Genomic DNA, 25,516 nt, shown 5'->3' on the forward strand with positions numbered 1-25,516 from the left:
GCTTCAGGTGCCTGGCCTGAAGCTGCCATGATGAGGCAACAACCATGGCTGAACGTCTGAGTAACGACTTCCAGTTCCTTGATGTCGGACGTAAGGATCCGAAGAAAAAGCTGCTGCGCCAGCGCAAGAAAGAGTTCGTGGAAATCTACGAACCCTTCAAGCCCCAGCAGTCCGTCGACCAGGCCCATCGCTGCCTGGGTTGCGGCAACCCATACTGCGAGTGGAAGTGCCCGGTGCACAACTTCATCCCCAACTGGCTGAAGCTGGTCGCCGAAGGCAACATCCTGGCCGCCGCCGAGCTGTCGCACCAGACCAACACCCTGCCGGAAGTCTGTGGCCGCGTCTGCCCGCAGGACCGTCTTTGCGAGGGCGCCTGCACCCTCAACGACGGTTTCGGTGCGGTGACCATCGGCTCGGTAGAGAAGTACATCACCGACACCGCCTTCGCCATGGGCTGGCGTCCGGACATGTCGCGTGTGGTGCCCACCGGCAAGCGCGTGGCGATCATCGGTGCCGGCCCGGCCGGCCTGGGCTGTGCCGACGTGCTGGTGCGCAGCGGCGTGACCCCGGTGGTGTTCGACAAGAACCCCGAAATCGGCGGCCTGCTGACCTTCGGTATTCCCGAGTTCAAGCTGGAAAAGAGCGTGCTGAGCCGTCGCCGTGAAGTGTTCACCGGCATGGGCATCGAGTTCCGCCTCAACACCGAGGTGGGCAAGGACGTGACCCTCGACCAGTTGCTGGCCGAATACGATGCCGTGTTCATGGGCATGGGCACCTACACCTACATGAAGGGGGGCTTCGCCGGCGAGGACCTGCCAGGCGTGCACGACGCGCTGGACTTCCTGATCGCCAACGTCAACCGCAACCTGGGCTTCGAGAAGTCGCCGGAAGATTTCGTCGACATGAAGGGCAAGAAGGTCGTGGTGCTCGGCGGTGGTGACACCGCGATGGACTGCAACCGTACGTCGATTCGCCAGGGCGCCAAGGCGGTGACCTGCGCCTATCGCCGTGACGAAGAGAACATGCCCGGCTCGCGCAAGGAAGTGAAGAACGCCAAGGAAGAGGGTGTGAAGTTCCTCTACAACCGTCAGCCGATCGCCATCATCGGCGAAGACAAGGTCGAAGGCGTGAAAGTGGTCGAGACCCGCCTGGGCGAGCCTGATGCCCGTGGCCGTCGCAGCCCCGAGCCGATTCCGGGTTCCGAAGAGATCATCCCGGCCGACGCCGTGGTCATCGCCTTCGGCTTCCGTCCCAGCCCCGCCCCGTGGTTCGAGCAGTTCGGCATCCAGACCGACAGCCAGGGCCGTGTGGTGGCGCCAGAGCAGGGCCAGTTCAAGCACCAGACCAGCAACCCGAAGATCTTCGCCGGTGGCGACATGGTGCGCGGTTCCGACCTGGTCGTGACGGCGATCTTCGAAGGCCGCAACGCCGCCGAAGGTATCCTCGACTACCTCGGCGTGTGAGCTTGCGCAAGCGCAGGCTCCGGTAGGAGCGGCTTCAGCCGCGAAAGGCGTCTCGCGATTCCCGGCTGAAGCCGGTCCTACAGTGCTGATGCACGTCAATGAGAAAGGGCCTTCGGGCCCTTTCTGTTTTCTGCGGCAAGCCTGTCGCTTGTATCTGTTCTTCCCGCTCTGAGAAAATGCGCGCACATTTTTTGCGGAAGCTGCCATGACTGCCTTGAAGAACGACCGTTTCCTGCGTGCCCTGCTCAAGCAACCGGTGGACGTGACGCCTGTCTGGATGATGCGCCAGGCCGGTCGCTACCTCCCGGAATACCGCGCCAGCCGGGCCAAGGCCGGTGACTTCATGAGCCTGTGCATGAACCCGCAGCTGGCGTGCGAAGTCACCCTGCAGCCGCTGGAGCGCTACCCGCTGGACGCGGCGATCCTGTTCTCCGACATCCTCACCATCCCCGACGCCATGGGCCAGGGCCTGTACTTCGAGACCGGCGAAGGCCCGCGCTTCAAGAAGACCGTCAGCAGCCTGGCCGACATCGAGGCCCTGCCGATTCCCGATCCGCAAAAGGACCTGGGCTACGTGATGGACGCGGTCAGCACCATTCGCCGCGAACTCAATGGCCGGGTACCGTTGATCGGTTTTTCTGGCAGCCCCTGGACCCTGGCCACCTATATGGTCGAGGGCGGTTCGTCCAAGGACTTCCGCAAGTCCAAGGCAATGCTCTACGACAATCCGCAGGCCATGCATCTGCTGCTCGACAAGCTGGCGCAGTCGGTCACCGCCTACCTCAACGGGCAGATCCGTGCCGGTGCCCAGGCGGTGCAGATCTTCGACAGCTGGGGCGGCAGCCTTTCGGCGGCGGCCTACCAGGAGTTCTCCCTGGCCTACATGCGCAAAATCGTCTCCGGGCTGATCCGCGAGCACGATGGTCGCCAAGTGCCGGTGATCCTGTTCACCAAGGGCGGCGGCCTGTGGCTGGAAAGCCTGGCCGACTCCGGTGCCGAGGCCTTGGGGCTGGACTGGACCTGCGACATCGGCCAGGCCCGTGCGCGGGTCGGTGACAAGGTGGCATTGCAGGGCAACATGGACCCCAGCGTGCTTTACGCCCGCCCCGAGGCGATCCGCCAGGAAGTGGCGCGTATCCTGGCCAGCTACGGCCACGGCAGCGGCCATGTGTTCAACCTCGGCCATGGCATTACCCCGGAAGTCGACCCGGCCAATGCCGGTGCCTTCATCGAAGCGGTCCACGAGTTCTCGGCGCAGTACCACGGCTGATCGCTATCCCCTCGCATTGGCCGCAATACGGGTCAGTCAGGCCGGGTAGGAGCGGCTTCAGCCGCGAAGCGACCGCCTGTTCACAGCAGATGAAGTGAATTTTCTGGCGCTTTCGCGGCTAAAGGCGCTACCACCGGGCCACATGCCGCTTAAGCGAGCAGTATTGGCTTTGGCCGCGCAACAGCTTCCCGGCTGAAGCCGGTCCTACAGGGCAATATTCGAGCATTAGCGGCTCAGTCACCGCCGGGCAGCGGTGCGAGCCTGGCCAGGCGCAGCGCCACCACCAGAGCCAGCACCAACAACACGCCGATGAACAGACCAATGCCGTTCCAGCCCGCGTAGTGCCAGAATACCCCGCCACCGGTGCCGGCCACGCTGGAGCCTGCGTAGTAGCAGAACAGATACAGCGACGAGGCCTGGCCACGGGCGCGGCTGGCGCGACGGCCGACCCAGCTGCTGGCCACGGTATGTGCGCCGAAGAAGCCGAAGGTGAAGATCAGCACCCCGGCGACCACCACCGGCAGCGGCTCGAACAGGGTCATGCCCAGGCCGGCGAGCATCAGCACGATCACCGCCCACAGCACGCGGCGGCGGCTCAGGCGGTCAGCCAGCGAGCCGACCTTCGCCGAACTGTAGATCCCCGACAGGTAGACCACCGAGAACACCCCGACCAGGGCCTGGCTCAGGTGATACGGCGCTTCGAGAAAACGGTAGGCGATGTAGTTGAACAGGGTGACGAAGGCGCCCATCAGCAGGAACGCGGTGAGAAACAGCAGGGGCAGGCCGCGGTCGCGGAACTGCACCACGAAGCCCTCCAGCAGGCTGCGCGGGTGCAGCGAGCGCGGCTTGAAGTGCTGCGACTCGGGCAGGATGCGCCAGAACACCGCCGCGCAGACCAGCGCCAGGCCGCCGATCACCAGCAACGCCACATGCCAGTTCACGTAATCGATCAGCACCCCGGTGATCAAGCGCCCGGACATGCCGCCGACTGCACTGCCAGCGATGTACAGGCCCATGGCCAGGCCCAGGTGGGTGGGGTGGATCTCTTCGCTCAGGTAGGTCATCGCCACCGCCGCCAGGCCGCTCAGCGACAGGCCCACCAGGGCGCGGGTCACCAGCATGGTCTGCCAGTCGGGCATCAGCGCGCTGGCCAGCGTGGCCAAGGCGGCGCAGAACAGCGCCAGCACCATCACCGACTTGCGCCCGATACGGTCGGAAATCGGCCCGGTGATCAGCAGGCCGATGGCAAGCATCGCGGTCGACACCGACAACACCAGGCTGCTCTGCGCGGCGCTGATGGCAAACTCCTGCGACAGCAGCGGCATCATCGGCTGCACGCAGTACAACAGGGCGAACGTGGCGAAGCCGCCGGCGAACAGCGCCAGCACGGTGCGCTTGAACAGCGGCGTGTTTTTCTCGATGTAGCGGGCTTGCGCGGGCCGCTCGGGGCTGGTGGTGGACGGGGCGTCATGGACGAGCACTGGGGTGTCGGGCTTCACGGCAGAACCTCGGTGGGGCGGGCAGCAGGCATGCGAAAAAGCATATAGCGCGCTATTTATGCAATCCAATATATTGTTCGACCCGTTTGATAGGTTTTACGAATCATTGAGGTGGGTATGGAGCTGCGTCATCTGCGCTATTTCATCGCGGTCGCCGAAGAGCTGCACTTCGGCCGTGCGGCCGAGGCGCTGGGCATCTCCCAGCCGCCGCTGAGCCAGCAGATCCAGGCCCTGGAACAGGAACTGGGCGCCCGGCTGTTCGAGCGCACCAACCGCCGTGTGGCGCTCAGCGAGGCCGGTCGGCTGTTCCTCGACGAGGCCCGGCTGGTGCTGGCCCAGGTCGACAAGGCCGCCGACGTGGCGCGGCGTGCGCAATTGGGTGAGCTGGGCGAGCTGAAGATCGGCTTCACCGCGTCGGCACCCTTCACCTCGAGCATTCCCAAGGCGATCTTTGCCTTTCGTCAGAGCTACCCTGCGGTGCACCTGGCCCTGCAGGAAATGACCAGCCAGGACGTGGTCGAGCGCCTGCAGGAGGGCAGCATGCAAGTGGGCATCATGCGCCCGCTGCCGCTGCCGGACACGCTGGTCGCGCAAGAGCTGTTGCACGAGCCGTTGGTGGCGATCATGCGCTCGGACCACCCGCTGGCGAGCGGCAGCGAAGCCGGGCTGCACATGGCGGCACTGGCCGCCGAGCCGTTCGTGTTCTTCCCGCGCAGCTACGGCAGCGGGCTGTACGCGCAGATCCTCGGGCTGGCCCGTGCAGCCGGGTTCAGCCCGTTGATTACCCAGGAAGCCGGGGAGGTGATGACCATCATCGGTCTGGTGGCAGCCGGGCTGGGGGTGACAGTGCTGCCGGCCTCCTATCAGCGCCTGCGCATCGACGGCGTGGTGTACCGCACCCTGCTCGACGAGGGCGCCACCAGCGCCATCTGGCTGGTGCAGCGCCGTGATGAGACCTCACCCATGGCCAAGGCCTTCTACGACCTGGTGACCACCACTCTCACTACCGGCTAGCCACGCCTGGCGTCGCGCAAAGCTTCCCGGCTGAAGCTGCTCCCACCAGGTCGGGGGATCAAGGCCAGCGGCGGAAGATCAGCGAGGTGTTGACGCCGCCGAAGGCGAAGTTGTTGTTCATCACGTACTCGTTGCTCATGGCCCGCGGGGCGTCCTTGAGGTAGTCCAGCTCGCCGCACTGCGGGTCGATGTGCTCCAGGTTCAGGGTGTGGATGTAATGGTCGCGCTTGAGCATCTCGATACTGAACCACGACTCCAGCGCGCCACACGCGCCCAGGGTGTGGCCGAGGAAGCTCTTCTGCGAGCTGATCGGCATGCGTGGGCCGAACAGCTCGCAGGTGGCCAGGGTCTCGGCGATGTCGCCCTGCTCGGTGGCGGTGCCGTGGCCGTTGACGTAGCCGATCGCGCCAGGCGCCAGCGCGGCGTCCTGCAGCGCCAGCTCCATGGCGCGGCGCATGGTCACCTGTTCCGGGCGGGTGCTGTGCGCGCCGTCGGCATTACTGCCGAAACCGACGATCTCGGCATGGATGCGCGCACCGCGTGCCAAGGCGTGTTGCAGTTCTTCGAGCACCAGCATGCCGGCGCCTTCGCCGATCACCAGGCCATCACGCCCGGTGTCGTAGGGGCGCGGGCTGCTTTGCGGCGCGTCGTTCTTCAGGCTGGTGGCGTACAGCGCATCGAACACCATGGCCTCGGTGGGGCACAGTTCTTCGGCGCCACCGGCGAGCATCATCGGCAGGCGGCCGAACTTGATCGCCTCGTAGGCGTAGCCGATGCCCTGGCTGCCGCTGGTGCAGGCGCTGGAAGTGGGGATCAGCCGCCCGGTGAGACCGAAGAAGATGCTGATGTTCGCCGCCGTGGTGTGCGGCATCATGCGCACGTATGAATTGGCGTTCAGGCCATCGGCCACCGAGTTGAGCAGCATGTTGCCGAACGCCTTGATCTCTTCGGTACTGCCGGTGGACGAGCCGCAGGCGGTGCCCATGCGCCCGTCGCGGATCAGCGGGTCGTCGAGCAGCCCGGCGTCGCGCAGCGCCTGTTCCGAGGCCGCCACCGCCAGGCGCGACACCCGGCCCATGCTGCGCAGTTGCTTGCGGGTCCAGTGCGCCGGCACCTCGAAATCGTCCACCGGCCCGGCCAGGCGCGTGTTCAGTTCGCTGAAGCGATCCCACTCCGCCATGTAGCGAATGCCGCTGCGGTTGGCGGCGAAGTTCGCCGCGATACGCTCCCAGTCGCTGCCCAGTGAGGTGATGCCGGCCATGCCGGTCACGACAACGCGCTTCATCAACACAACCCTCCATTGACCGCCAGCACCTGGCGGGTGATGTAGGCCGCCTCGGCGGACATCAGGAAATTCACCGCGCCAGCGACTTCTTCCGGGGTGCCCATGCGCTGCGCCGGGATCATCTTCATCAGCTCTTCCACCGGCACGTTCTCGTCGAGCATCGCCGTGTCGATCAGCCCGGGGGCCACGCAGTTGACGGTGATCCTGCGCTTGGCCAGTTCCACCGCCAGGGCCTTGGCCGCACCGATCAGGCCGGCCTTGGAGGCGCTGTAATTGACCTGGCCACGGTTGCCGATCAGCCCGGACACCGAGGTGATGCAGACGATCCGCCCAGGTGCGCGGCGGCGGATCATCGGCATGCTCAGCGGGTGCAGCACGTTGTAGAAGCCATCGAGGTTGGTGCGGAGCACCTGGTCCCAGTCGTCGTCACCCAGCGCCGGGAAGGCACCGTCACGGGTCAGCCCGGCATTGAGCACCACGCCGTAGTAGGCACCATGGGCCTCGACGTCCTGCTCCAGGATGGCCTTGCACGCCGCACGGTCGGACACATCGAACTGCAGCACACGGGCCTGGCGGCCCAGTGCCTGGATCTCGGCCTGCACCGCCTCGGCCTCGCGTCGGCCGCTGCGGCAGTGCAGTACCAGGTCGTAGCCGGACTGTGCCAGGCGCAGCGCGATGGCCCGGCCGATGCCGCGGCTGGACCCGGTGACCAGGATGGATTCAGTCATGCGTGGGCTCCTTGGCCAGGTATTGGGCGGTGTTGGGCGGGCAATAGACGTTGAGACGGGCGAAGGCCTGGATGCCGGGGCCGCTCAGGGTGCATTCGAACACGCCCATGCCGCTCTCGTCTTGCAGTGAACGCTGGGCGTGGATGTGCAGCTCGCTGCCGGCAGGGAAATGCTCGGCATTGCATTCGAAGCGGCGGGTGCCCAGCAGAAAGCCCAGGCGTACCGGTTCGCCGCGCTGGCGCGCCTGGCAGCCGGCGAAGGCCGCCACGCTCTGCGCCATCAGCTCGATGCCGACCCAGGCCGGCAGGCTGCCGTCGGGGGCGTTGAACAGGCCACCGGGGCGAACGCTCAGGCGGGTCTGGATACTGTCGTCGTCGAAGGCCAGCACCTGATCGATGAGGATCATGTCAGCAGCGTGCGGCACCAGTCCGGCGACCGGCCAGTCGGTCATGGCGCGTCTCCGATAATCAGGCTGATGTTGTTGCCCCCGAAGGCGAACGAGTTGCTCATCAGGTAGCGGGGCGTGTCACCGGGCAGGCGGCTGTGCGCGCCGGTCCAGCTCAGCGCCGGTAATTGCGGGTCGGCCTGGCCGTCCCAGACGTGCGGCGGCAGGGCGCGGCGGGTATTGTCCGGCGTCAGGCACAGCCAGCAGAACGCCGCTTCCAGTGCCCCGGCGGCGCCCAGGGTGTGGCCGCTCATGGCTTTGCTCGACGAGCAGGGCACGCCTTGGGGAAACAGCGCCTGCACGGCCAGGCTTTCCATGGCGTCGTTGTGCAGGGTGGCGGTGCCATGCAGGTTCAGGTAGGCGATCTGGCTGGCCTGCAGGCCGGCGCTGTGCAGCGCGCGCTGCATCGATTCGCGAGCGCCACGGCCACTGGGCTCCGGCGCCGAAATGTGGTGGGCGTCGCTGCTGGCTCCGGCTCCGAGCAAGGCGATGCCCGGTGTATCGCCCGCCTCGCGGGTCATCAGAAACAGTGCCGCCGCCTCGCCGATGTTGATGCCATCACGATTGCGCGAGAACGGGTTGCAGCGTTGCCGCGACACCGCTTCCAGAGCGGTGAAACCGTTGAGGGTGAGCTGGCACAGGCTGTCCACGCCACCGCACAGCACCGCGTCGCACAGGCCCAGGTCCAGAGCACGGCGGGCGCTGAGCAAGGCCCGGGCGCTGGAGGTGCAGGCCGTGGAAATCACATACGCCGGGCCGCTGAGCTGCAGCCACTCGGCGAGGAAATGCGCCGGGGCGCCAAGCTCCTGCTGCTGATAGTCGTAGTGTTCGGGAAAGCTCCGGTCGCGCAGCCAGGTGCCCAGGCTGCGGCTGGCCTCATCGATACCCGAGGTGCTGGTGCCGAGAATCACGCCGATGCGCGAGGCGCCGTAGCGGGCAATGGCGGCGCGAATCGATGCTTCGATCTGCAACGCGGCAGCCAGCAGCAGCTGGTTGTTGCGGCTGTGCATACCGAGGTGGCCGGGTATCGCCGGCAGCTCGCCACGCACCGCACCCACCGGCAGCTCGATACCGGGCACCCAGCCTGCCTCGTGGCGCATGCCGCTGCTGTCCCCGGCAAACAGCGCGCGCGCCACGCTGTGTCGGTCATTGCCCAGCGCGCAGACCAGGCCCAGGTCATTGAGGTAGGCGGTCATGGGCGGTTTCCTTGGTCGAGCGGGCTGATGCGGTAGTGCAGGCCCCCGGGCAATTGCAGTTCCAGGCGTGGGGCGGCGCGGTAGTCGACGACCCAGCGCGTGCCCAGCTGGCGCAGCATGCCTTGTTGGCGCGCTTCGGGGTAGCGTCTTGCCAGCTCCGCTTCCGGAGTCAAGGCAAACAGCAGCGCGGCAAACAGCTCGCGGGCCTGCGGGTTGGGCGGCAGCAGGCCATCGGCCTGCCATTGGCCGTCGACCAGGCGCTGGCGGGCCTGGGGAATGCCCAAGGGGTCCATCATCGACCAGCGCAGCGCGCTGTCTTCGCGTTGCACGATCAGCAGCGCGTCCTCGCGCTGGCCGGCCTGCTCGCGTTCGACATGCCACTGGCTTGGCAGCGCCAGTGTCGGCAAACCCACCGGCAGCGGCGCCTGCGCCGCACAAGCGGCCAGCAGCACAGTGAACAGCAGGGCGAACAGGCGCTTCATGAGGCGCTACCCGCCAGCGGCTTGCGCGCCACCACGTTGACCAGGGTTTCCTCGCGCTGGCCGAACGGCTTGGGCTTGCGCAATTTCAACAGCTCCAGCAGGCCGAAGTCGCTGGAACGGCTCCACCACAGGTAGGGGTAGGAGACATTGCCCGCGCCGAACTCGAAGCCCTGGCCGCGCAGCATGTCCAGGTACTGGGCGGCGCTCTTTTGCACGTGCATGGGGTGGCGGAACAACCAGCGGATCACCCAGGTGTCGATGTAGGCCTCGGTGGATTCGGCGAACAGCAGGTAGCCGCCAGGCTTGAGCACCCGGTAGAACTCGGCCAGGGCCTGCTCCTGCTCCACCAGGTGGTGGAAGGTCTGGTGGCAGAACAGCAGGTCGACGCTGGCGTCGGGCAGCGGCAGGCTGGCGCAGTCGCTGCCGATCAGCTCGACATCCAGACCCAGCCGCGCGGCCTCGCTGGCGCTCTGTTCGAGGCTGTGCGGGTCGGCATCCACGCCGATGATGCGCGTGGGCTGGAACACCCGCTGCAAGTGCAGGAACGACTTGCCCTGGCCGCAGCCGGCGTCCAGCAGCACCGCCTCGCCGGGCGGTGGCGCGTCGAACAGCCCGCGCAGGTCCTCGATCGCCACCCGCAGCACCCAGTACTGCCAGGTGTAGCTGCGCAGGAACCACAGGCCGAAGCGGGTCTCTTCGACGTAGCTGTCGCTCAGGTACGGACCGCTCATGAGGCCTGGCTCGCACAGACTTCAGCGAGCATGCGCAGGCGCCGCTTGGGCTCGCTGACGAAGGGGTTGTTCAGGTCCCAGGCGTAGCCGGCGAGGATCGAGCTGATCATTGCGCGGATATCGGCCTGGCCGCCTTCGAAGAAGATCACGTCCTGGAAGCTGCCGTCGTACCAGCCCTCCACGTAGGCGCGGAAGGTGTCCACACCGCGCTTGAGCGGCACGGCAAAATCCTGTTCCCAGTCCACCGCCTCGCCGCGCAGCTGGCGGTCCAGCAGGTGGGCAGCCATGCTCGCCGAACGCATGGCGATGGTCACCCCGGAGGAAAACACCGGGTCGAGGAATTCCGCGGCGTTGCCCAGCAGCGCGAAGCCGGGGCCGTGCAGGCGCTTGACGTTGGCCGCGTAGCCGCCGATGGTCCGCGCCGGGGTGTCCCACACGGCGTGCTTCAGGGTGTCGCGCAGGCGCGGGGTCTCGTCGATGAAGGCGCGCAGGCAGGCGTCCAGGTCCTGGGGCTGCTCGGCAAAGCGTTCGGCACTGGCCACCACGCCCAGGGAGCAGCGGCCGTTGCTGAAGGGAATGGTCCAGAACCACACGTCACGGTGCTCGGGGTGCACGCTGACGAGGATCTTGTTGCGGTCGAAGGCCGGGTCGTCGATGTGGTCCTCGACATGCGTGAACACCGCCTGGCGCAGCGGAAAGCCCGACGGTGCTTCGAGGTCGAGCAGGCGCGGGAGCACGCGGCCGTAGCCGCTGGCGTCGAGTACGAAGCCGGCCTGCAGGGAGTACTGGCTGCCGTCCTCACGGCGTACTTCCAACAGCCCCTGGCCACTGCTGAAGTCGGCGCCGAGCAGTTCTTCCTGGTAGCGGATCTCCACGCCCTGCAGCGCCGCCTGGTCGGCCAGCAACTGGTCGAAGTCGGCACGCTGCACTTGGAAGGTGCTGGGCTTGCCGGGGGTGAAGGTGTTGCCGAAGTCGAAGTCGGAATAGCGCTCGCGCCAGGCGAAGGCTGCGCCATTCTTGTACTGGAAGCCCGCCGCCTGCACGGCGTCGAGCATGCCGGCTTCCTCGACGAAGTCCAGGCAGTGCGCCAGCAGGCTCTCGCCGATGGAGAAGCGCGGGAAGCGCTGGCGTTCGAGGATCAGCACGTCGTGGCCCTTGCGCTTGAGCAGCGCGGCGGCGATGGCGCCGGCCGGCCCGGCGCCGATGATCACCACCGGGCGATATTCCATATCAGTGCTTGGCACAGTGACTCCTTACCGGTCGGTCGGTTGCCTTGTCGATTGAGTGGGGGCTGGCGGCACTGGCCCAGGGTGCCAGCAGGAAGCTGAACACCAGGCCCAGGCTCACCGCCAGGCCGAAGTTGCTGATCGCCGGTGTCTGCGACAGCGCCAGCAGGCCGAACGACAGCCAGGTGGTGAGGGCCGCCAGCAGGGTGCCGAGCAGGCTCACTGCGGCGCCACCGACCTGCTCGCGCATGAGGATCGCGTAGTCGACGCTGATCGCGGTGACCAGCAGCAGGCCGAACAGGCTGAATAGCGTCAGCGGCTGACCCAGCCAGCCGAGGCTGGCCAGACTGCACAGCGCGGCGAGCAGCGGCAGGGCGACGATGCGCACGGCCCCGCCGAGGCCGAACGGGGCGATCAGCAGGGCGACGATCAGCACGCAGGACAGCAGCTTGAGTTCGGCAGCGCTGACCTGGGTCTGGGCGAATACGCCATTGAGGGCGCCCAGGCGGTCCACCAACTGCACGCCGGGCAGGTCCTTGGCCTGGGCCAGCAGCACCTGTGGATCGCCCAGGCCTTGCAGGCTGACGATGGCGGCCACGCCGTCGCCATCACGACCCAGCCACAAGGGGCGCCAGGCTTCGCTGAGCGGCCCGGCCAGGGCCTGCTCGATACCTTGCAGCGGCAGCGCCTGCAGCTGCTGCAGCTCGGCGTGCAGCGCGGCGTCGCTGACCCCCAGGGCGAGCAGCGGCTGCCAGTATTCCGGCAAGCGAGCCAGGGCCGTGCGGGTAGCCTGCTGGTCGGCGGTCGAAGCGAGCAACTGGCCGAGGGCCATATAGCCGCGCAGCTGGCCGTTGCCGACCTGTGTGTCGAGGCGTTGGGTGAGGGCGCGCTGGCGTTCCAGCAACTGCTGTTCGTCTTGGGCGCGGATGAGGAAGAACTGGCTGGTCGGCTGGTAGCCGGTGATTCGCGCGATGGCCCGGGCTTCGTCAGTCAGGGCGGCGGGGGCGGAAATCCACTGGCGGATATCGTTGCGGGTGCTCAACTGCCACAGGCCCGCCGCACAGAACGCCGCCAGCAGCGCCAGCAGCATGGGCGTACCGACTCGGCGCAGCAGGGCCTGACGTGCGTCGAGCAGGCGTTGGGCGAGATCCAGTGGCCACTGCGCCGGGCGCAGTTCGACCCGCGCCAGCAGCGCCGGCAGCAGGCACACGGCGGTGAGGTAGGCGCCCAGCAGACCGGCGGCGGAGAAGGCGGCGATCTGGGTCAGTGCCGGGAACGGCGTCCAGGCCAGGGCCAGGTAGCCGATGCAGCTGGTGATCAGGCTCAGGGTCAGGCCCGGCAGGGTCACACGCAACGCCGGCCAGGCCCGCCAGGGCTTGAGGCTCCAGCTCTTGGACAGGTAGTGCAGCGGGTAGTCCACGGCCACGCCGATCAGGCTGGAGCCCAGCACCAGAGTCATGACGTGCAGGGTGCCGAACAGCGCCACGCAGGCCACCGCGCCGAACAGCATGCCCACCAGCACCGGCACGAAGGCCAGCAGCACGCGCCAGCGGCGGAACGCCAACAGCAGCAGCAGGAGAATGCCGAGGGTGGCGCCACCACCGACCCAGGTGATTTCCTGGCGTGCCTGCTGCTGGCCGGCGGCGGCGTACAGCAGGCCGCTGGCCGCCAGCAGTTGGCCGTGGGCCTGGGTGACCTGGTTGCGCGCTTCGGCCACCTGCGCGGCGACCCGCGTCGGCAGCTGCAGGTCGAAGGCATCGCCAGCAGTGCGCACGCGCAGCAGCACCCATTGCTGGCCGTCGGCCTCGGCGACCAGCGCACCACTGGCGAGGTCCGGCTGTACCGCGCCGGTGCGCGGCAGGCCGTTCTGGATGCGCCCGGTCAGCCCCAGCCAGTCGTCCTGGCCGGGCACCAGGCTGAAGCTGGCGAAGGGGTCGAACAGGCTCTGCACGCGCTGTTCGATGAAGCGCTGCGGTTGTTCGATCAGCAACTGGCGGTCTGCTGCCGGGAGCATCGCCAGGCGGCCCTGCAGCAGTTGCGTGCGGATCGCCGGCAGGTCGGCGGCGAGGTTCCACTGGACCTTCTCGAACAAGCCGCTGGCCTGCCATTGCGCAGCCAGCTCACGGGTCAGGTCGATGGCACGCTGGCGTTCGGCATGCCCGACCAGCACCAGCATTTCCCGGTTCAGCGGTTCCTGCATGCGCTGCTCGGCGCGCAGCTCCAGCGGATCGGGACGGCTGCCCGGCACCAGATCCATGAGGTTGGCCGACAGCGGCGCGCCCTGCCGCCACTGCCAGCCGGCCACGGCCAGCACCGCCAGCAAAATCAGCAGGAACAGGCGCGGCAGGCGCCGCTCAGGATTGGAAATCTTCACGCTGCGCGTCGCTCAGGGCTGGAAGGGCGTGGCTGTCGAGCATCTTCAGCACGGTGCGGTCGCCCTGGGTTTCGTGCAGTTCGATCTGCCGCACCAGCTCACCGCCTTCGATGTCGATCTGCTTGAAAACCTGCTGCAGCAGCATCGAGCGCGGCACCAGCACCAGTTTCCAGGCCTGCGCGTCGCCGCTCAGTTGCAGTTCGAAGTCGCGCTGCAGGCCGCTGCTGTCGCCTTGCAGCACGGCCAGGAACAGGCGGTTCTGCTCGGTGCCGGCCGCCTTGCCGGGCAGTTTCTGCCAGCCCTGGGCGTCGCGGCGGGCGATACCGTCGGCGGTAATGCGATAGTCCTGCTTCAGCGGCGCTTCGAGCAGCCACAGCAGGCCGAACTGCCGTGCCAGCACGAAGTGCCCGGTGCTGGTCAGCGGCTGCGGCAGGGCGCGCAGGTGCTTTTCCTGGATGAAGCGACCCTCGATGGCCGACGGTCGCGACAATTGTTCGCTCAGTTGTTGCAGGTCGAAGGCCAGGGCCTGCGCCGACAGGCACAGCAGGACCAGGGCGGTGAACAGGCGCTTCATGACAGAGCCCTCTGCACGGCGTCGACGAAGACTTTCGGCGAGGCCAGCTGCATCTCGCGGCTGGCACTTTCCACCGCGACCTGCACGGTGCTGGCGCGGGTCAGGCGTTCACCGGTGGCGGCGTCGCTGATCAGGTAGTTGATCTTCAGGCGGTTCTCCCACTCGACCAGGCTGGCGCGCACGATCAGCTTCTGGCCGAACACCGCCGGGCGCACGTAGCGCAGTTGCAGGTCGATCACTGGCCAGCCGTAGCCGGACGCGCGCATCTGCATGTAGTTGTGGCCGATGTGGTCGAGCAGCGCGCAGCGCGCCACTTCCAGGTATTTCACGTAATGGCCGTGCCAGACGATGTCCATCATGTCCACGTCGAAGAACGGCACCAGCACTTCGGTTTCGATGTCGATCAGGCCCTTACCGCGCATACAGCCTCCAGTGGCGTTCGCCGATCCGTTGCAGGCACAGGCGCAGCTCGCCCTCCAGGCCACGGTCGTCGATGACCGGCGCGAACTCCGCCGCCAGTTGTTCGCGCATGGCCGCCAGCGGTGCCGGCAGTGGCCGGGCCTCGGGCGCGCGGCTGCGCAGCCACAGGCCCTGGTTGGCGGCCAGCAGGGTGGCGGCAGCGACCTGTTCGGTGAGTTCCAGCACGCGCAGGGCATCACGCGCGGCGATGGTGCCCATGCTTACCTTGTCCTGGTTGTGGCATTCGGTGGAGCGTGAGAACACGCTGGCTGGCATGGTCTGCTTGAGGGCTTCGGCGGTCCAGGCGCTGGCGCCGATCTGCACGGCCTTGAAGCCGTGGTTGAGCATCGCCCGCTCGGCGCTGGCCCCGGAGAGGTTGCTGGGCAGGCCGTGGTTGTAGCGCACGTCGACCAGCAGCGCCAGCTGGCGGTCGAGCAGGTCGGCGACGTTGGCCACCAGGGTCTTGAGGCTGTCCATGGCAAAAGCGATGTGCCCGCCGTAGAAGTGCCCGCCGTGCAGCACCCGCTCGGCGTCGCCGTCGATGATCGGGTTGTCGTTGGCGCTGTTCAGTTCGGTTTCGATGAACGAACGCAGCCAGCCCAGGCTGTCGGCCAGCACGCCCAGTACGTGGGGCGCGCAGCGCAACGAATAGCGGTCCTGCAGGCGGTGCAGCGGCGCGGTCGGTGCCTCGATGGCTAGGTCCTGGCGCAGCCAGGCGGCGACCTGGCTCTGCCCCGGATGCGGCTTGGCGGCGAACAGGCGCTCGTCGAAGTGCTCGGGGTTGCCTTGCAGCGCCACCACGTTCATCGCGGTGATGCGCGTGGCCAGTTGCAGCAGGTAGTCGGCGCGGGCGAAGGCCAGGCAGGCCAGGCCGGTCATCACGGCGGTGCCGTTCATCAGCGCCAGGGCTTCCTTGGGGCGCAGCACCAGCGGTTGCCAGCCCAGCTCGCGGTGTACGTCCGAAGCGTTGCGGCGCTGGCCACGGAACAGCACCTCGCGCTCGCCGGACAGTGTCGCGGCCACGTATGACAGCGGCGTCAGGTCGCCACTGGCGCCCACCGAGCCTTCCTCGGGAATCAGCGGCAGCACGTCATGGCTGAGAAACGCCTGCAGGCGCTCCAGCAACTCGATGCGTACCCCGGATACGCCGTGACACAGCGACTGCAAGCGCGCCGCCAGCACGGCGCGGGTGGCGCGCGCGTCGAGCAGGCTGCCCAGTCCGCAGCCATGAAAGGTGTACAGGTGGCGCGGCAGGGCTTCGACATGCTCCAGCGGCACCGCGACCACGCAGGAGTCGCCATAACCGGTGGTCACGCCGTAGATCACGCCTTCCTTGTCCAGCAGCGAGTCGAGGAAGCGCGCGCCACGGGCGATGCGCTCGCGATACTCGGCGTCGTCCTGCAGCGCCACGGGGGCCTGGCGGTCGGCGACGGCCAGCACCTGCTCGATGCTTAGCGGGTGGGCGCCGAAACTCACGGGGTCATGAACTTGAGGATTCATCGGGCTTCCAGAAAGGGTAGAAGTTGAACCACTGCTGCGGTGCCTGCAGGCAGTAATGGGCCAGGCGTTCGGCGTAGCGGGCGGCCCAGTGGGCGATCACCTCGGCGCGGTCGCTGCGTTTCCATTGCACGGCGTCGGTGAACGGTTCGAGGATCATCCGGTAGCCCTGGGCATCCTTGAGGCAGAAGAACAGGTTGACCGGGCACTTGAGCAGCCCGGCCAGCAGCCAGGGGCCTTGCGGGAAGGCCGCTGGCTGGCCGAGGAAGTCGACCTGCACGATGCGCCCGCCATGCAGCGGCACGCGGTCGCCGGCGATGGCCAGCCACTCGCCGTTGTCCAGGCGCTGGCTCAGTTGCAGCATGATCGCCGGGTCCAGCTCGCTGACCTGCACCAGGCGCAGGTGGGTGGCTCCCGCCTCACCGAGCAGGCGGTTGAAACGCTCGGCGTGCTTGGTGTGCACCAGGACGTTCATGGTCACTTTCTCGCCCAGCTCGGCCAGCGCCCGGCACACCTCCAGGTTGCCCAGGTGTGCGCCGACCAGCATCTGCCCACGCTGGCCGCGCATCTGCCGGCGCAGCCCGGCCGGGTCGTCCAGGCGGATCTGCTCGACGTCCAGCTTGCCGTTCCACACGTCGAGCTTGTCGAGCAACGAGTCGGCGAAGGCCATGAACTGGCGAAACACCCGCCCGGTGCTGGGGCGCAGGCCTGGCTGGCCGCTCCAGCGCGCCAGGTTGCGGTGAAATTCGGCGATGCTGCGCCGTGCGGTGCGGCCGAACACGAAGAAATACAGCACGATGCCGTACAGCATCGGCGTGAGCAGGCGCCGACCGAGCAGGCGCACCGCCCAGGCGGTGAGCTTCATCAGTGCAAAACTGCCGCGCTCTTCGCGGTCGGCCCAGTGCCGAGGGTCGTGGCTCATGGACGCACCTTGCGCCACAGCAGCACTGGCAGGCGCAGCAACATGCCGAAGAACAGCTTGGCGTGCATCTTGGAAATCAGCGCATTGTCGTGGAACAGGCGAAAGTGCGAGCGGCCGTCGGCGGGGTAATGGACGCGGATCGGCAGCCAGAGCATCGGCTGGCCGCGCCAGAACAGGCGCACCAGGATCTCGGTGTCGAAGTCCATGCGGCGGCCCAGGTGCACCGCATCGATCAGGCGCAGCACCGGCTTGAGCGGGTAGATCCGGAAGCCGCACATCGAGTCGCGGATCTGCAGCGACAGGGTGTTGATCCACACCCACACGTGGGTCAGGTAGCGCGCATACAGGCGCCCCTTGGGCACGCTGGCGTCGTACTGCGGGTAGCCGCATACCAGCGCCTCGGGGTGCTGGTGCGACAGCTGCAGGAAGCGCGCGAGGTCGCTCAGGTCGTGCTGGCCGTCGGCGTCCACCTGCAAGGCATGGCTGTAGCCGCGCTGCGCCGCTTCCTGGAAACCGGCCATTACCGCACCGCCCTTGCCCTGATTGACCGGCAGGCGGATCAGGTGCACGCCGTCGCGCTGCGCCAGCGCCTGCAGCACCTGGGCGCAGGCCGGGCCGCTGCCGTCGTCGACCAGTACGCAGGGCAGGCCGGCCAGGCGCAGTGCATCGACCACGTGGGTGACCGCGTGTTCATGGTCGAACACCGGGATCACGGCGCAGGGGTTATGCATGCTCGGGCTCCGTGGCGATCGGCCCGTCCAGCAGGATGCGGCCACTGGAGCAGGGCTGCTGGTCCAGGTTGTGATAGGCGAAGTGCAGCTTGTTGCGGGTGCTGTCGAAGCGCAGGGTCAGGCTCAATTGGTCGCCGGGGCGTACCAGTTGCTGGAACTTGATCACTTCCATGCCGGCGAAGCGCGGGGGCAGGTTCAGCAGGCGCTGGCCCAGTTGCACGGCCCAGTCCAGCTGCACCACGCCGGGCAGCACCGGGGAGCGCGGAAAGTGCCCGGTGAAGAAGGCCAGGTCGGGGGGGACCCGCAGGTCGAGGTGCAGGCCGTCGTCGCTGCGGTGTTGTGCCAGCAGTTCCGGCTCTTTGCCCCGTGGCGCGGCCAGCAGCTCATCGATACGTGCCTGGGGCAGCTTGCCTTGGGCATTGAGCGGCAACTGGCCCAGCAGCCGCCAGCGGCGCGGCAGCGCCAGGGCTTCGCAGTGGCCACGCAGGTGCTCGCGCAGCGTTTCGGTCAGGGCTCGGCGACCGCCCTCGCGCAAGGCCTGCAGGCCCGCCGCGCTGAGTACCGCCAGCACGCCGAGGTAGGCACGGCGTTCGCGCACCACGCCCAGACGCGCCTCGCTGACCCAGGCATGGCTGGCCAATGCCTGCTCCAGTGCCGGCAGGGCGATGCGTTTCTCTTCCAGTTTGACGATACGGTCGAGGCGGCCGAGCAGTTCGAAGCGCCCATCGGCCTCGAAGCGAACCGCGTCGGCCGTCTGCTCGACGTGCCCGACGGGCAGGTACGGCGAGCGCACCTGCAGGGCGCCCTGATCATCGCCGCTCAGCTGCACGCCGTCGAAGGCCTGCCACAGCGGCTGGCCCTGGCGCCAGGCGATGCCGCCAGTTTCCGAACTGCCGAGAATCTCGCAGGGCCATTGGCCCAGGCGCTGCTGCAGGCTTTGCGCGGCGTCGCCGGGCAGTGCACCGCCGGAAGAAAACACCCGGCGCACCGCGCTCAGGGCCGGCCAGTCGAGGTTGTCGCCCATGCGCTTGAGCAGCGCCGGGCTGGCCACCCAGGCGAAGCGCGGGTACTGGCGGCTGACGCGCTGCAGGTCTTCGGGAAACGGCACTGGCAGGCGCACCCACTGACGCCCGGCGCACAGTGGCCACATCACGCGGAACAGCAGGCCATAGATGTGCTGGGCGGCGACGCTGCCGATCATGCAGGCATCGCCCAACTGAGCGCCCCACAGGCGTTCCAGGCCGCGCACTTCGTTGTCCAGCTGGCGCAGGCGTTTGTCGATGCGCTTGGGCTCGCCGCTGGAACCTGAGGTGCACAGGCTCAGCTGGCAGGCGTCGAGGTCCAGGGCGGCTGGCGCCAACGGCGCGCTGGTGCACAGTTCGGCCAGGCTGGCGTCGCCGGCGTGGGGGCTGAGCCAAAGGTCGACCTGTGGCGTCCAGCGCTCGCGGGTCTGCGCCTGCAGGTCGGCAGGCAGCAAGACGCTGGCCCCGGCACGCCAGGCGGCGAACAGCGCGACCACCAGCTCCCCGGCGTCTTCCAGGTGCACGGCCAGGCGCCGCACCCCGCGTTGTTGCAGGGCGGCCGCGGCGCACAGTGCCTGGTGGCGGAACTGCGCAAGGGTCATGTCCGGCGCCTGGCACAGCAGGCGCTCGGGCTGCTCGTCGAGCAGCAGGTGTTCAAGGTTCGACCAGTTCATCGCATTCACTTCAAGCACCGCCTCGGACCCGGCGGCGGACCATCCATTCGCCTGCGAACAGCAGGCCCATCAAGACGTAGGACAGCAATCCGGTCCACAGCGCCCACCAGTGCAGCGGCGCCCACAGGGTCAGCGCGGCCGTGGTCAGGCCGTTGAACAGAAAGAACCCGCACCACACCCAGGTCACCTGCCGCGTGTAGCGCACCCCCGACTCGGGCATGTCCGGCTCGCGCAGCCGCGCCAGGCGTTCGACCAGCGGCGGCCCCTGAATGAGGCTGCTGCCGAACAGGCCGAGCATGAAGACGCTGATCAGCACCGGGTACCAGCGCAGCAGCACGGGGCTGTCGAGCAGCGCCAGCAGCAGGCAGAAGCCCAGGGCGACCGCCGCCATGGCCAGGGTGCCGGGGCGGCGCTCGCCGCTGAGCAGCCGCGCCAGCCACAGGCCGCCCAGCAGCAGGGCGAACTGCCAGGGGGCGAAGTGCTCGATACCCAGGTAGACCACGATGGGGTAGAGCACACCGGCCAGCACCAGCAGCAGGCCCGCCAGCCGCTTCATGCGGCGGGGCTGACCATGCGGTAGACCGCTTCGACCACGTCGTTGACCGTACGCACCGACTTGAATTCCTCGGCGGCGATCTTTTTTCCGGTCTTGCGCTTGATGTGGTCGATCAGGTCCACGGCATCGATGCTGTCGATTTCCAGGTCCTGGTAGAGGTTGGCCTCCAGGGTCACACGCTCGGGCTCGATCTCGAACAGCTCTACCAGCGCGGTGCGCAGGGTTTCGAAGATGTCGTCACGGGTTTGCATGATCAATCCTCAGGCCGATTGCCGGGCGCTGACGAAGGCCGCGAGGCTGTCGACGCTGGTGAAGTGCGAGCGGGTGTCCTTGGCTTCGGCGTCGATCTTGATGCCGTAGCGCTTCTGGATGGCCAGGCCCAGTTCCAGGGCGTCCACCGAGTCCAGGCCGAGGCCTTCGCCGAACAGGATCTGGTCGTCGCCGATGTCCTGGGTGGTGATGTCTTCGAGGCCCAGGGCATCGATGATCAGTTGCTTGATGTCACGGTGCAGATCGCTCATCTGGGGCGAGCTCCTTGATGAAATAGTCGTGCAGGTAATCGTTGAGCTTGCGTGAGGCCAGCGGTGGCGGGCCCATCTCGTTGAAACGCTGCGGATCGATATCGGTACCGACACGCAGGCTGAAGTGCACGCGGCGTTGCGGTATGCGGTACCAGGGTTCGGCTTTGGTCAGGGTGGTGGGGTGGACCACGATGGTCACCGGGGTGATGACCTGCGCCCCGCGCAGGGCGATGGCGGCGGCGCCGCGGTGGAAGGCTGGCGGCTGACCCGGCGTGGTGCGCGTGCCCTCGGGGAAGATCACCAGGGTCTGTCCGGCCTGCAGGCTGCCGACCGCCAGGTCGAGCATGTCGATGCTGCCGTCGTTGCTGACGTAACCGGCGCGGCGCACCGGCCCGCGGGTGCAGGGGTTGTCCCAGAGGCTGCGCTTGACCACGCAGTTGGCGTCGCGCACCAGGCCGATGAGGAACACCACGTCGATCAGCGATGGGTGGTTGGCGATGATCATCTGCCCTGGCCGGCCGAGCTTTTCGGCACCCTGCACCTCGTAGGTGAGTACGCGCAGGCGCGCCATGATGCGGATGAAGCGCCAGAACAGCAGGCTGATGGTGTAACGCGCGCGGCGCTGATGGCTGGCGGCGTCACCGGGCAGACAGGCCAGCACCGGAAACACCAGCACGCGCAGGCACAGGCCGCCCAGACCGAACAGGGCGAAGCTGGCAGCGGTGGCCAGCAGGCGCCAGTAATAGGCATCGCGGTGCTTGCTCAGTGATTGCGTTGCCAGGTCCATAAACGCTTCTTCCACGGATGTTGGCAGGCAGGCTGATCGGCATGCAGGGTCTGGAGCAGACTCAGGGCGTGTGGCCAGCGCGAAGGCTGCGCATCGGCCCCGGCGCTGTCCAGGGACAGGCTCCAGGTGTCGCCGGGGGTCAGCAGCAGCCCCACGGCATAAGGAAAGGGCACGTCGTCGATCCACTGGGCGTAGGCTTCGGGCGGTCGCTCTTCGGTGATGATCAGCAGCACCGCGGCAGCGCCCTCGGCGAGCAGCGTGGCGGCCTCGAAAACCCCGTGCTCCAGGCCATCGCCAGCGGCGGCCAAGGCCGTCATCTCGCAGGTGGAGCCGCGCATGATCGACCACAGGCCGATCACCGCGTTATGCACCGACAGGCTGAACTGGGTCGGCGACAGCGGCTCGCCGGCGGCCAGGTCGCGCAGGATCTCGAAGGTGCGTGGGGTTTCGCCATGGCGCGAGACGAACACCAGGGGCAGCTGCTCATGGTCTTGCGCCAATGGCCAGCCGACGGCGAACGCCATGCGTGCCATGCGCCCAAGGCGACGGCGCTGCATGGCCGGCAGGAAGGATACGTCCGGGGATTCGTCGTGATCGGGCAGCGGGCGGGGCGCCAGGCTCCACTGCTGCCAGTCTTCGACGCTGGCCAGGCCAGGCGCCCAGGCACGCCATTGTGCGATGTTGAACGTGATCAAAGTTTATTCCCGCCCCTGCGGACTGCTTCTTTTCGTCCCGGTGACACGGGACGACACCGACCTTGGCGTGACTATTGACCGAGTGCGCGCATTATCCAGATGGGGGTCCGGAGTAGCAAATTTGTTACACATTATCTGTGTGCCGCATCGCTATTTCCGACTGAAGGCAAGCCTGACGGGTGCCTGCATGCGGGTTTTGATGAAGCAAATGCCCTGAGCTGGTACGCCCGTACCCGGTTGTCATCTAGATTGCCTGGACTCGCATGATGCTCAGGTCCACACTGACCCGTTTCCAATTTTTGCCAATTCGGGAGGGCGAACGATGCGCCGTGTGGTGTTCAATCAGAAAGGGGGTGTCGGCAAGTCCAGCATCGCCTGCAACCTGGCGGCTGTCAGCGCCAGCGAAGGCTATCGGACGCTGCTGATCGATCTCGATGCCCAGGCCAACTCGACCCACTACCTCACCGGCCTGACCGGCGATGACATTCCCATGGGCATTGCCGAGTTCTTCAGGCAGACCCTGGCGTCCGGCCCGTTCACGCGCAAGAACCAGGTGGATATCTACGAAACGCCCTACGACAACCTGCATGTGATCACTGCCACGGCAGAGCTGGCCGAGCTGCAGCCCAAGCTGGAGGCCAAGCACAAGATCAACAAGCTGCGCAAATTGCTCGAAACACTGGATGAAGACTACGAGCGCATCTATATCGATACCCCGCCAGCCCTGAACTTCTATGCGGTTTCGGCGCTGATCGCCGCCGACAAGGTGCTGATTCCTTTCGACTGCGACAGTTTTTCGCGCCAGGCGCTGTATGGGCTGATCAAGGAACTCGAAGAGTTGAAGGAGGACCACAACGAGGCGCTGGAACTCGAAGGCATCATCGTCAACCAGTTCCAGCCTCGCGCCAGCCTGCCCCAGCAGATACTCGACGAGTTGCTGGGCGAAGGCCTGCCGGTGTTGCCGGTGTATCTCAATGCCTCGGTGAAGATGCGCGAATCCCATCAGGTGGCTCAGCCCCTGATCCATATGGACCCGCGCCATAAGCTGACACAGCAGTTCGTTGAATTGCATCACCACCTGGAAAGCCAGTCCCGGTATTGAATCGCGTCGCGAGGGGATTGTTCAGGATGTCGTCATGGTACGCATGACGCGCTGAGGGTAGCAGCCTTCCTTGATTTCCCGGGTCAGGCGCTCGGCCTGGGCACGGGCGTTCTCGGCCATGTCGGCGGGAATGTCGATGGTGGCTTCCATGTCGGCCTTGAACTGCTGTTGCGAAGCCTTGACGCTATTGCTGCCAGCCTTGCAGCCGCAGGATATACGGTGACCGTGGGTGGCTACGGCGACCTGCCCGTCGACCCAGGTGGGGTTGCCCTGGGCGATGTAGCCGACTTCACGGCACGCCGGGCACCAGACCGGGTCGCCCATGCGGGCAATGCGAAACAGGTCGATGGCCTCGCTGGCGGACCCTGCCAGCACGAAACCGCCGCTTGTGGTGGGGTCGCCTTCCCTGACTACGAATGGCATGGCGTGGTTTCCTTCTGTAAGAGTGGGAGACCGATGCTAGGGCCTGGGCCGGGTTTCGTAGAGTGGGGGCAGGTGGTTAAAGACCGTTCCTACAGCAGAATCAGCGGCGGCTTGCGCTGCGGGGTACAGACATCGGTAGGAGCGGTGTTGCCGCGAAAAAAAGTCCCGGCTCCAGCCAATATTGGTCAGTCAGGCGCACTCTGGCTTTTGTTGGAGCGAGCTTGCTCGCGAAGAGGCCGGGAAAGTCACTGCATCTGCGCTGAACATGAGGCAGCCTTCGCGAGCAAGCTCGCTCCCACGGCTGAACTGACGCTTAGTGCATCTGAAGCCAGTCCAACAGGTCAGAAATACCGGCGGTGGGTCAGGACGAGCAGCTGATTTCCAGGTGCTTGCCCCAATCCGGCGGCCGTTTGGCGTATTCGGCCATGCCGGGCTGTTCGGTGAATGGCGTGCTCAATACTCGGTGCAGCTGCCGCACTTCGCTGTAGTCGCCCTGTTCCGCCGCTTCGATGGCCTTCTGCGCCAGGTAGTTGCGCAGCACATACAGCGGGTTGACCGCATGCATCCGCTCGCGGCGCTGTTGCTCGGTGCCTTCCGCCTGGCGGCCCAGGCGCTCCAGCAGGCTTTCGCCCCAGGCATCGAAACCCCGGATGTCGATGAAGTCGTCACGCAGCGTGCGCAACGCGTCGGCAGCCGGCTGGTCGCCCAGGCGGCGGAAGAACAGGTTGTAATCCACGCCGCCCATCTGCATCAGCTGCAACAGCCGGGCGATGAGTTCGGCGTCCTGTTCCTCGGCATGGGTCAGCCCCAGGCGGCGGCGCATCAGGTCCAGGTAGTGGGCCTGGTACAACGGCAGGAACAGACCGATGGCCTCGCGCAGCGCCTCGACGCTGATGAACGGCGTCAACGCCTGGGCCAGGGCGCTGAGGTTCCATTGGGCGATGGGCACCTGGTTGCTGAAAGCGTAGCGGCCTTCGTGGTCGGAATGGTTGCAGATGAAATGCTGGTCGAAGTCGTCGAGGAAGGCGTAGGGGCCGAAGTCGAAGGTGATGCCCAGAATCGACATGTTGTCGGTGTTCATCACGCCGTGGCAGAAGCCATAGGCCTGCCACAGGCCAAGCAGCTCGGCGTTGCGCTCGACGATGTCGCGGAACATCGCCAGCCAGGGTTCGTCCTGCTCCAGGCAGTGCGGGTAATGGTTGGCCAGCACGTACTCGCCCAGTTCTTTCAAGCGCTCGGGCTGTTTGGTGTAGTAGAAGTACTCGAAGCTGCCGAAGCGCACGTGGCTTTGCGCCAGGCGCAGCACCATGGCCGCGCTTTCCTTGCGCTCGCGCCACACCGGGGTGCTGGAGCCGATCACGCAGGCTGCGCGGCTGGTGGGAATGCCCAGGGCATGCAGCGCTTCGCTGGCGAGGAATTCGCGGATCGACGAGCGCAGTACTGCGCGGCCATCGCCCATGCGCGAGTAAGGCGTCTGCCCGGCGCCCTTGAGGTGCAAGTCCCAGTGCTGGCCGGCATCGTTGACCACTTCACCAAGCAGCAGGCCGCGGCCGTCGCCCAGCCGCGGCGTATAGCCGCCGAACTGGTGTCCGGAATAGACCATCGCCCGCGGGTCGGCGTCGGCCCACAGCTTGTGGCCGCTGAACACTTCGGTGAACAGCGGCGCTTCGGCGTCGGCGCAGGTCAGGTCGAGCAGCGCCAAGGCTGCCTCGCTGGCCACCACCAGGCGCGGCTCGTCGATGGGTTCGGGCAATACCTGGGTGGAGAATGCATCGCCCAGGCGGGCGAAGCGGTTGTCGAAATCGAGTTCGTCGAGGGCTTTCACAGGCTGTTGCCTCCG

Annotated in this window: 26 protein-coding genes; 4 read left to right on the plus strand and 22 right to left on the minus strand. The window is 66.8% G+C overall.

Annotated elements, in window-relative coordinates; genetic code table 11:
• The first annotated feature begins 44 nt into the window (after window positions 1-44).
• Together RRX38_RS18230 and hemE are read left to right on the plus strand one after the other, a co-directional pair.
• Window positions 45-1,463, plus strand: coding sequence for an FAD-dependent oxidoreductase (locus RRX38_RS18230; RefSeq protein WP_295471668.1), 1,419 nt, complete (start codon window positions 45-47; stop codon window positions 1,461-1,463).
• A gap of 205 nt (window positions 1,464-1,668) precedes the next feature.
• A complete protein-coding gene (hemE, locus tag RRX38_RS18235; protein ID WP_315960170.1) occupies window positions 1,669-2,733 on the plus strand; it encodes a uroporphyrinogen decarboxylase in 1,065 nt (354 codons plus the stop codon).
• Between the two features lie 233 nt (window positions 2,734-2,966).
• Here hemE and RRX38_RS18240 read toward each other — a convergent pair whose 3' ends face one another.
• The gene (locus tag RRX38_RS18240; protein ID WP_315962702.1) at window positions 2,967-4,214 is read right to left on the minus strand and encodes an MFS transporter; all 1,248 of its coding nucleotides are present in this window, start codon (window positions 4,212-4,214) and stop codon (window positions 2,967-2,969) included.
• 135 nt (window positions 4,215-4,349) lie between these two features.
• Between RRX38_RS18240 and RRX38_RS18245 the strand changes: the two genes are divergently transcribed.
• A complete protein-coding gene (locus RRX38_RS18245) occupies window positions 4,350-5,246 on the plus strand; it encodes a LysR family transcriptional regulator (RefSeq protein ID WP_315960171.1) in 897 nt (298 codons plus the stop codon).
• Window positions 5,247-5,304: 58 nt separating this feature from the next.
• On the opposite strand, the gene RRX38_RS18250 is transcribed toward RRX38_RS18245, so the two are convergent.
• The 19 genes from RRX38_RS18250 to RRX38_RS18340 are packed head-to-tail and all read right to left on the minus strand — an operon-like array spanning window position 5,305 to window position 22,151.
• The gene (locus RRX38_RS18250) at window positions 5,305-6,531 is read right to left on the minus strand and encodes a beta-ketoacyl-ACP synthase (RefSeq protein ID WP_295471661.1); all 1,227 of its coding nucleotides are present in this window, start codon (window positions 6,529-6,531) and stop codon (window positions 5,305-5,307) included.
• Window positions 6,531-7,259: a 3-oxoacyl-ACP reductase FabG gene (gene fabG / locus RRX38_RS18255; RefSeq protein ID WP_315960172.1), complete on the minus strand. Its 729-nt coding sequence runs from the start codon at window positions 7,257-7,259 to the stop codon at window positions 6,531-6,533. Before fabG ends, RRX38_RS18250 begins: the two co-directional genes overlap by 1 nt.
• The gene (locus tag RRX38_RS18260) at window positions 7,252-7,710 is read right to left on the minus strand and encodes a hotdog family protein (protein ID WP_315960173.1); all 459 of its coding nucleotides are present in this window, start codon (window positions 7,708-7,710) and stop codon (window positions 7,252-7,254) included. Before RRX38_RS18260 ends, fabG begins: the two co-directional genes overlap by 8 nt.
• Entirely contained in the window at window positions 7,707-8,900 is a 1,194-nt protein-coding gene (locus tag RRX38_RS18265; RefSeq protein WP_315960174.1) for a beta-ketoacyl-[acyl-carrier-protein] synthase family protein, read from the minus strand. The genes RRX38_RS18260 and RRX38_RS18265 overlap by 4 nt, the downstream gene beginning before the upstream one ends.
• Complete coding sequence (locus RRX38_RS18270; RefSeq protein WP_315960175.1) at window positions 8,897-9,382, minus strand: hypothetical protein; 486 nt, start codon at window positions 9,380-9,382, stop codon at window positions 8,897-8,899. Before RRX38_RS18270 ends, RRX38_RS18265 begins: the two co-directional genes overlap by 4 nt.
• Window positions 9,379-10,113 carry a class I SAM-dependent methyltransferase gene (locus RRX38_RS18275; protein WP_315960176.1) on the minus strand — a complete coding sequence of 245 codons (735 nt, stop codon included), beginning with the start codon at window positions 10,111-10,113 and terminating at the stop codon, window positions 9,379-9,381. The genes RRX38_RS18270 and RRX38_RS18275 overlap by 4 nt, the downstream gene beginning before the upstream one ends.
• On the minus strand, window positions 10,110-11,357 hold the full coding sequence (locus tag RRX38_RS18280) for an NAD(P)/FAD-dependent oxidoreductase (protein WP_315960177.1): 1,248 nt from the start codon (window positions 11,355-11,357) through the stop codon (window positions 10,110-10,112). Before RRX38_RS18280 ends, RRX38_RS18275 begins: the two co-directional genes overlap by 4 nt.
• On the minus strand, window positions 11,344-13,713 hold the full coding sequence (locus RRX38_RS18285; RefSeq protein WP_410524834.1) for an MMPL family transporter: 2,370 nt from the start codon (window positions 13,711-13,713) through the stop codon (window positions 11,344-11,346). Before RRX38_RS18285 ends, RRX38_RS18280 begins: the two co-directional genes overlap by 14 nt.
• Entirely contained in the window at window positions 13,694-14,287 is a 594-nt protein-coding gene (locus RRX38_RS18290) for an outer membrane lipoprotein carrier protein LolA (RefSeq protein ID WP_315960180.1), read from the minus strand. Before RRX38_RS18290 ends, RRX38_RS18285 begins: the two co-directional genes overlap by 20 nt.
• A complete protein-coding gene (locus RRX38_RS18295; RefSeq protein WP_295471644.1) occupies window positions 14,284-14,709 on the minus strand; it encodes an acyl-CoA thioesterase in 426 nt (141 codons plus the stop codon). The genes RRX38_RS18290 and RRX38_RS18295 overlap by 4 nt, the downstream gene beginning before the upstream one ends.
• Window positions 14,699-16,246, minus strand: a complete 1,548-nt coding sequence (locus tag RRX38_RS18300) for an aromatic amino acid ammonia-lyase (RefSeq protein WP_315960181.1) — start codon at window positions 16,244-16,246, stop codon at window positions 14,699-14,701. The genes RRX38_RS18295 and RRX38_RS18300 overlap by 11 nt, the downstream gene beginning before the upstream one ends.
• Window positions 16,227-17,165: a glycosyl transferase gene (locus tag RRX38_RS18305; protein WP_315960182.1), complete on the minus strand. Its 939-nt coding sequence runs from the start codon at window positions 17,163-17,165 to the stop codon at window positions 16,227-16,229. Before RRX38_RS18305 ends, RRX38_RS18300 begins: the two co-directional genes overlap by 20 nt.
• Complete coding sequence (locus RRX38_RS18310; RefSeq protein WP_295471638.1) at window positions 17,162-17,896, minus strand: glycosyltransferase family 2 protein; 735 nt, start codon at window positions 17,894-17,896, stop codon at window positions 17,162-17,164. The genes RRX38_RS18305 and RRX38_RS18310 overlap by 4 nt, the downstream gene beginning before the upstream one ends.
• Complete coding sequence (locus RRX38_RS18315; RefSeq protein ID WP_315960183.1) at window positions 17,889-19,592, minus strand: AMP-binding protein; 1,704 nt, start codon at window positions 19,590-19,592, stop codon at window positions 17,889-17,891. The genes RRX38_RS18310 and RRX38_RS18315 overlap by 8 nt, the downstream gene beginning before the upstream one ends.
• 10 nt (window positions 19,593-19,602) lie before the next feature.
• Window positions 19,603-20,148: a hypothetical protein gene (locus RRX38_RS18320; protein WP_315960184.1), complete on the minus strand. Its 546-nt coding sequence runs from the start codon at window positions 20,146-20,148 to the stop codon at window positions 19,603-19,605.
• Window positions 20,145-20,399: an acyl carrier protein gene (locus RRX38_RS18325; protein ID WP_295471631.1), complete on the minus strand. Its 255-nt coding sequence runs from the start codon at window positions 20,397-20,399 to the stop codon at window positions 20,145-20,147. The genes RRX38_RS18320 and RRX38_RS18325 overlap by 4 nt, the downstream gene beginning before the upstream one ends.
• A 9-nt stretch (window positions 20,400-20,408) precedes the next feature.
• Window positions 20,409-20,669 (minus strand): phosphopantetheine-binding protein, encoded by a 261-nt coding sequence (locus RRX38_RS18330; protein ID WP_295471629.1) that lies wholly within the window; start codon window positions 20,667-20,669, stop codon window positions 20,409-20,411.
• Entirely contained in the window at window positions 20,650-21,456 is an 807-nt protein-coding gene (locus tag RRX38_RS18335) for a lysophospholipid acyltransferase family protein (protein ID WP_295471627.1), read from the minus strand. Before RRX38_RS18335 ends, RRX38_RS18330 begins: the two co-directional genes overlap by 20 nt.
• A complete protein-coding gene (locus tag RRX38_RS18340) occupies window positions 21,432-22,151 on the minus strand; it encodes a beta-ketoacyl synthase chain length factor (protein WP_315960185.1) in 720 nt (239 codons plus the stop codon). The genes RRX38_RS18335 and RRX38_RS18340 overlap by 25 nt, the downstream gene beginning before the upstream one ends.
• Before the next feature lie 322 nt (window positions 22,152-22,473).
• Here RRX38_RS18340 and RRX38_RS18345 point away from each other — a divergent pair, with 322 nt between their 5' ends.
• Complete coding sequence (locus RRX38_RS18345; RefSeq protein WP_295471622.1) at window positions 22,474-23,253, plus strand: ParA family protein; 780 nt, start codon at window positions 22,474-22,476, stop codon at window positions 23,251-23,253.
• A gap of 21 nt (window positions 23,254-23,274) precedes the next feature.
• Here the strand turns inward: RRX38_RS18345 and RRX38_RS18350 are convergent, their stop codons facing one another.
• Together RRX38_RS18350 and selO are read right to left on the minus strand one after the other, a co-directional pair.
• Window positions 23,275-23,676: a PAAR domain-containing protein gene (locus RRX38_RS18350; RefSeq protein ID WP_295471620.1), complete on the minus strand. Its 402-nt coding sequence runs from the start codon at window positions 23,674-23,676 to the stop codon at window positions 23,275-23,277.
• A gap of 361 nt (window positions 23,677-24,037) precedes the next feature.
• The gene (gene selO, locus RRX38_RS18355) at window positions 24,038-25,501 is read right to left on the minus strand and encodes a protein adenylyltransferase SelO (RefSeq protein WP_315960186.1); all 1,464 of its coding nucleotides are present in this window, start codon (window positions 25,499-25,501) and stop codon (window positions 24,038-24,040) included.
• Window positions 25,502-25,516: the final 15 nt, after the last annotated feature.

The sequence above is a fragment of the Pseudomonas sp. DTU_2021_1001937_2_SI_NGA_ILE_001 genome, from assembly GCF_032463525.1.
GTDB lineage: Bacteria > Pseudomonadota > Gammaproteobacteria > Pseudomonadales > Pseudomonadaceae > Aquipseudomonas.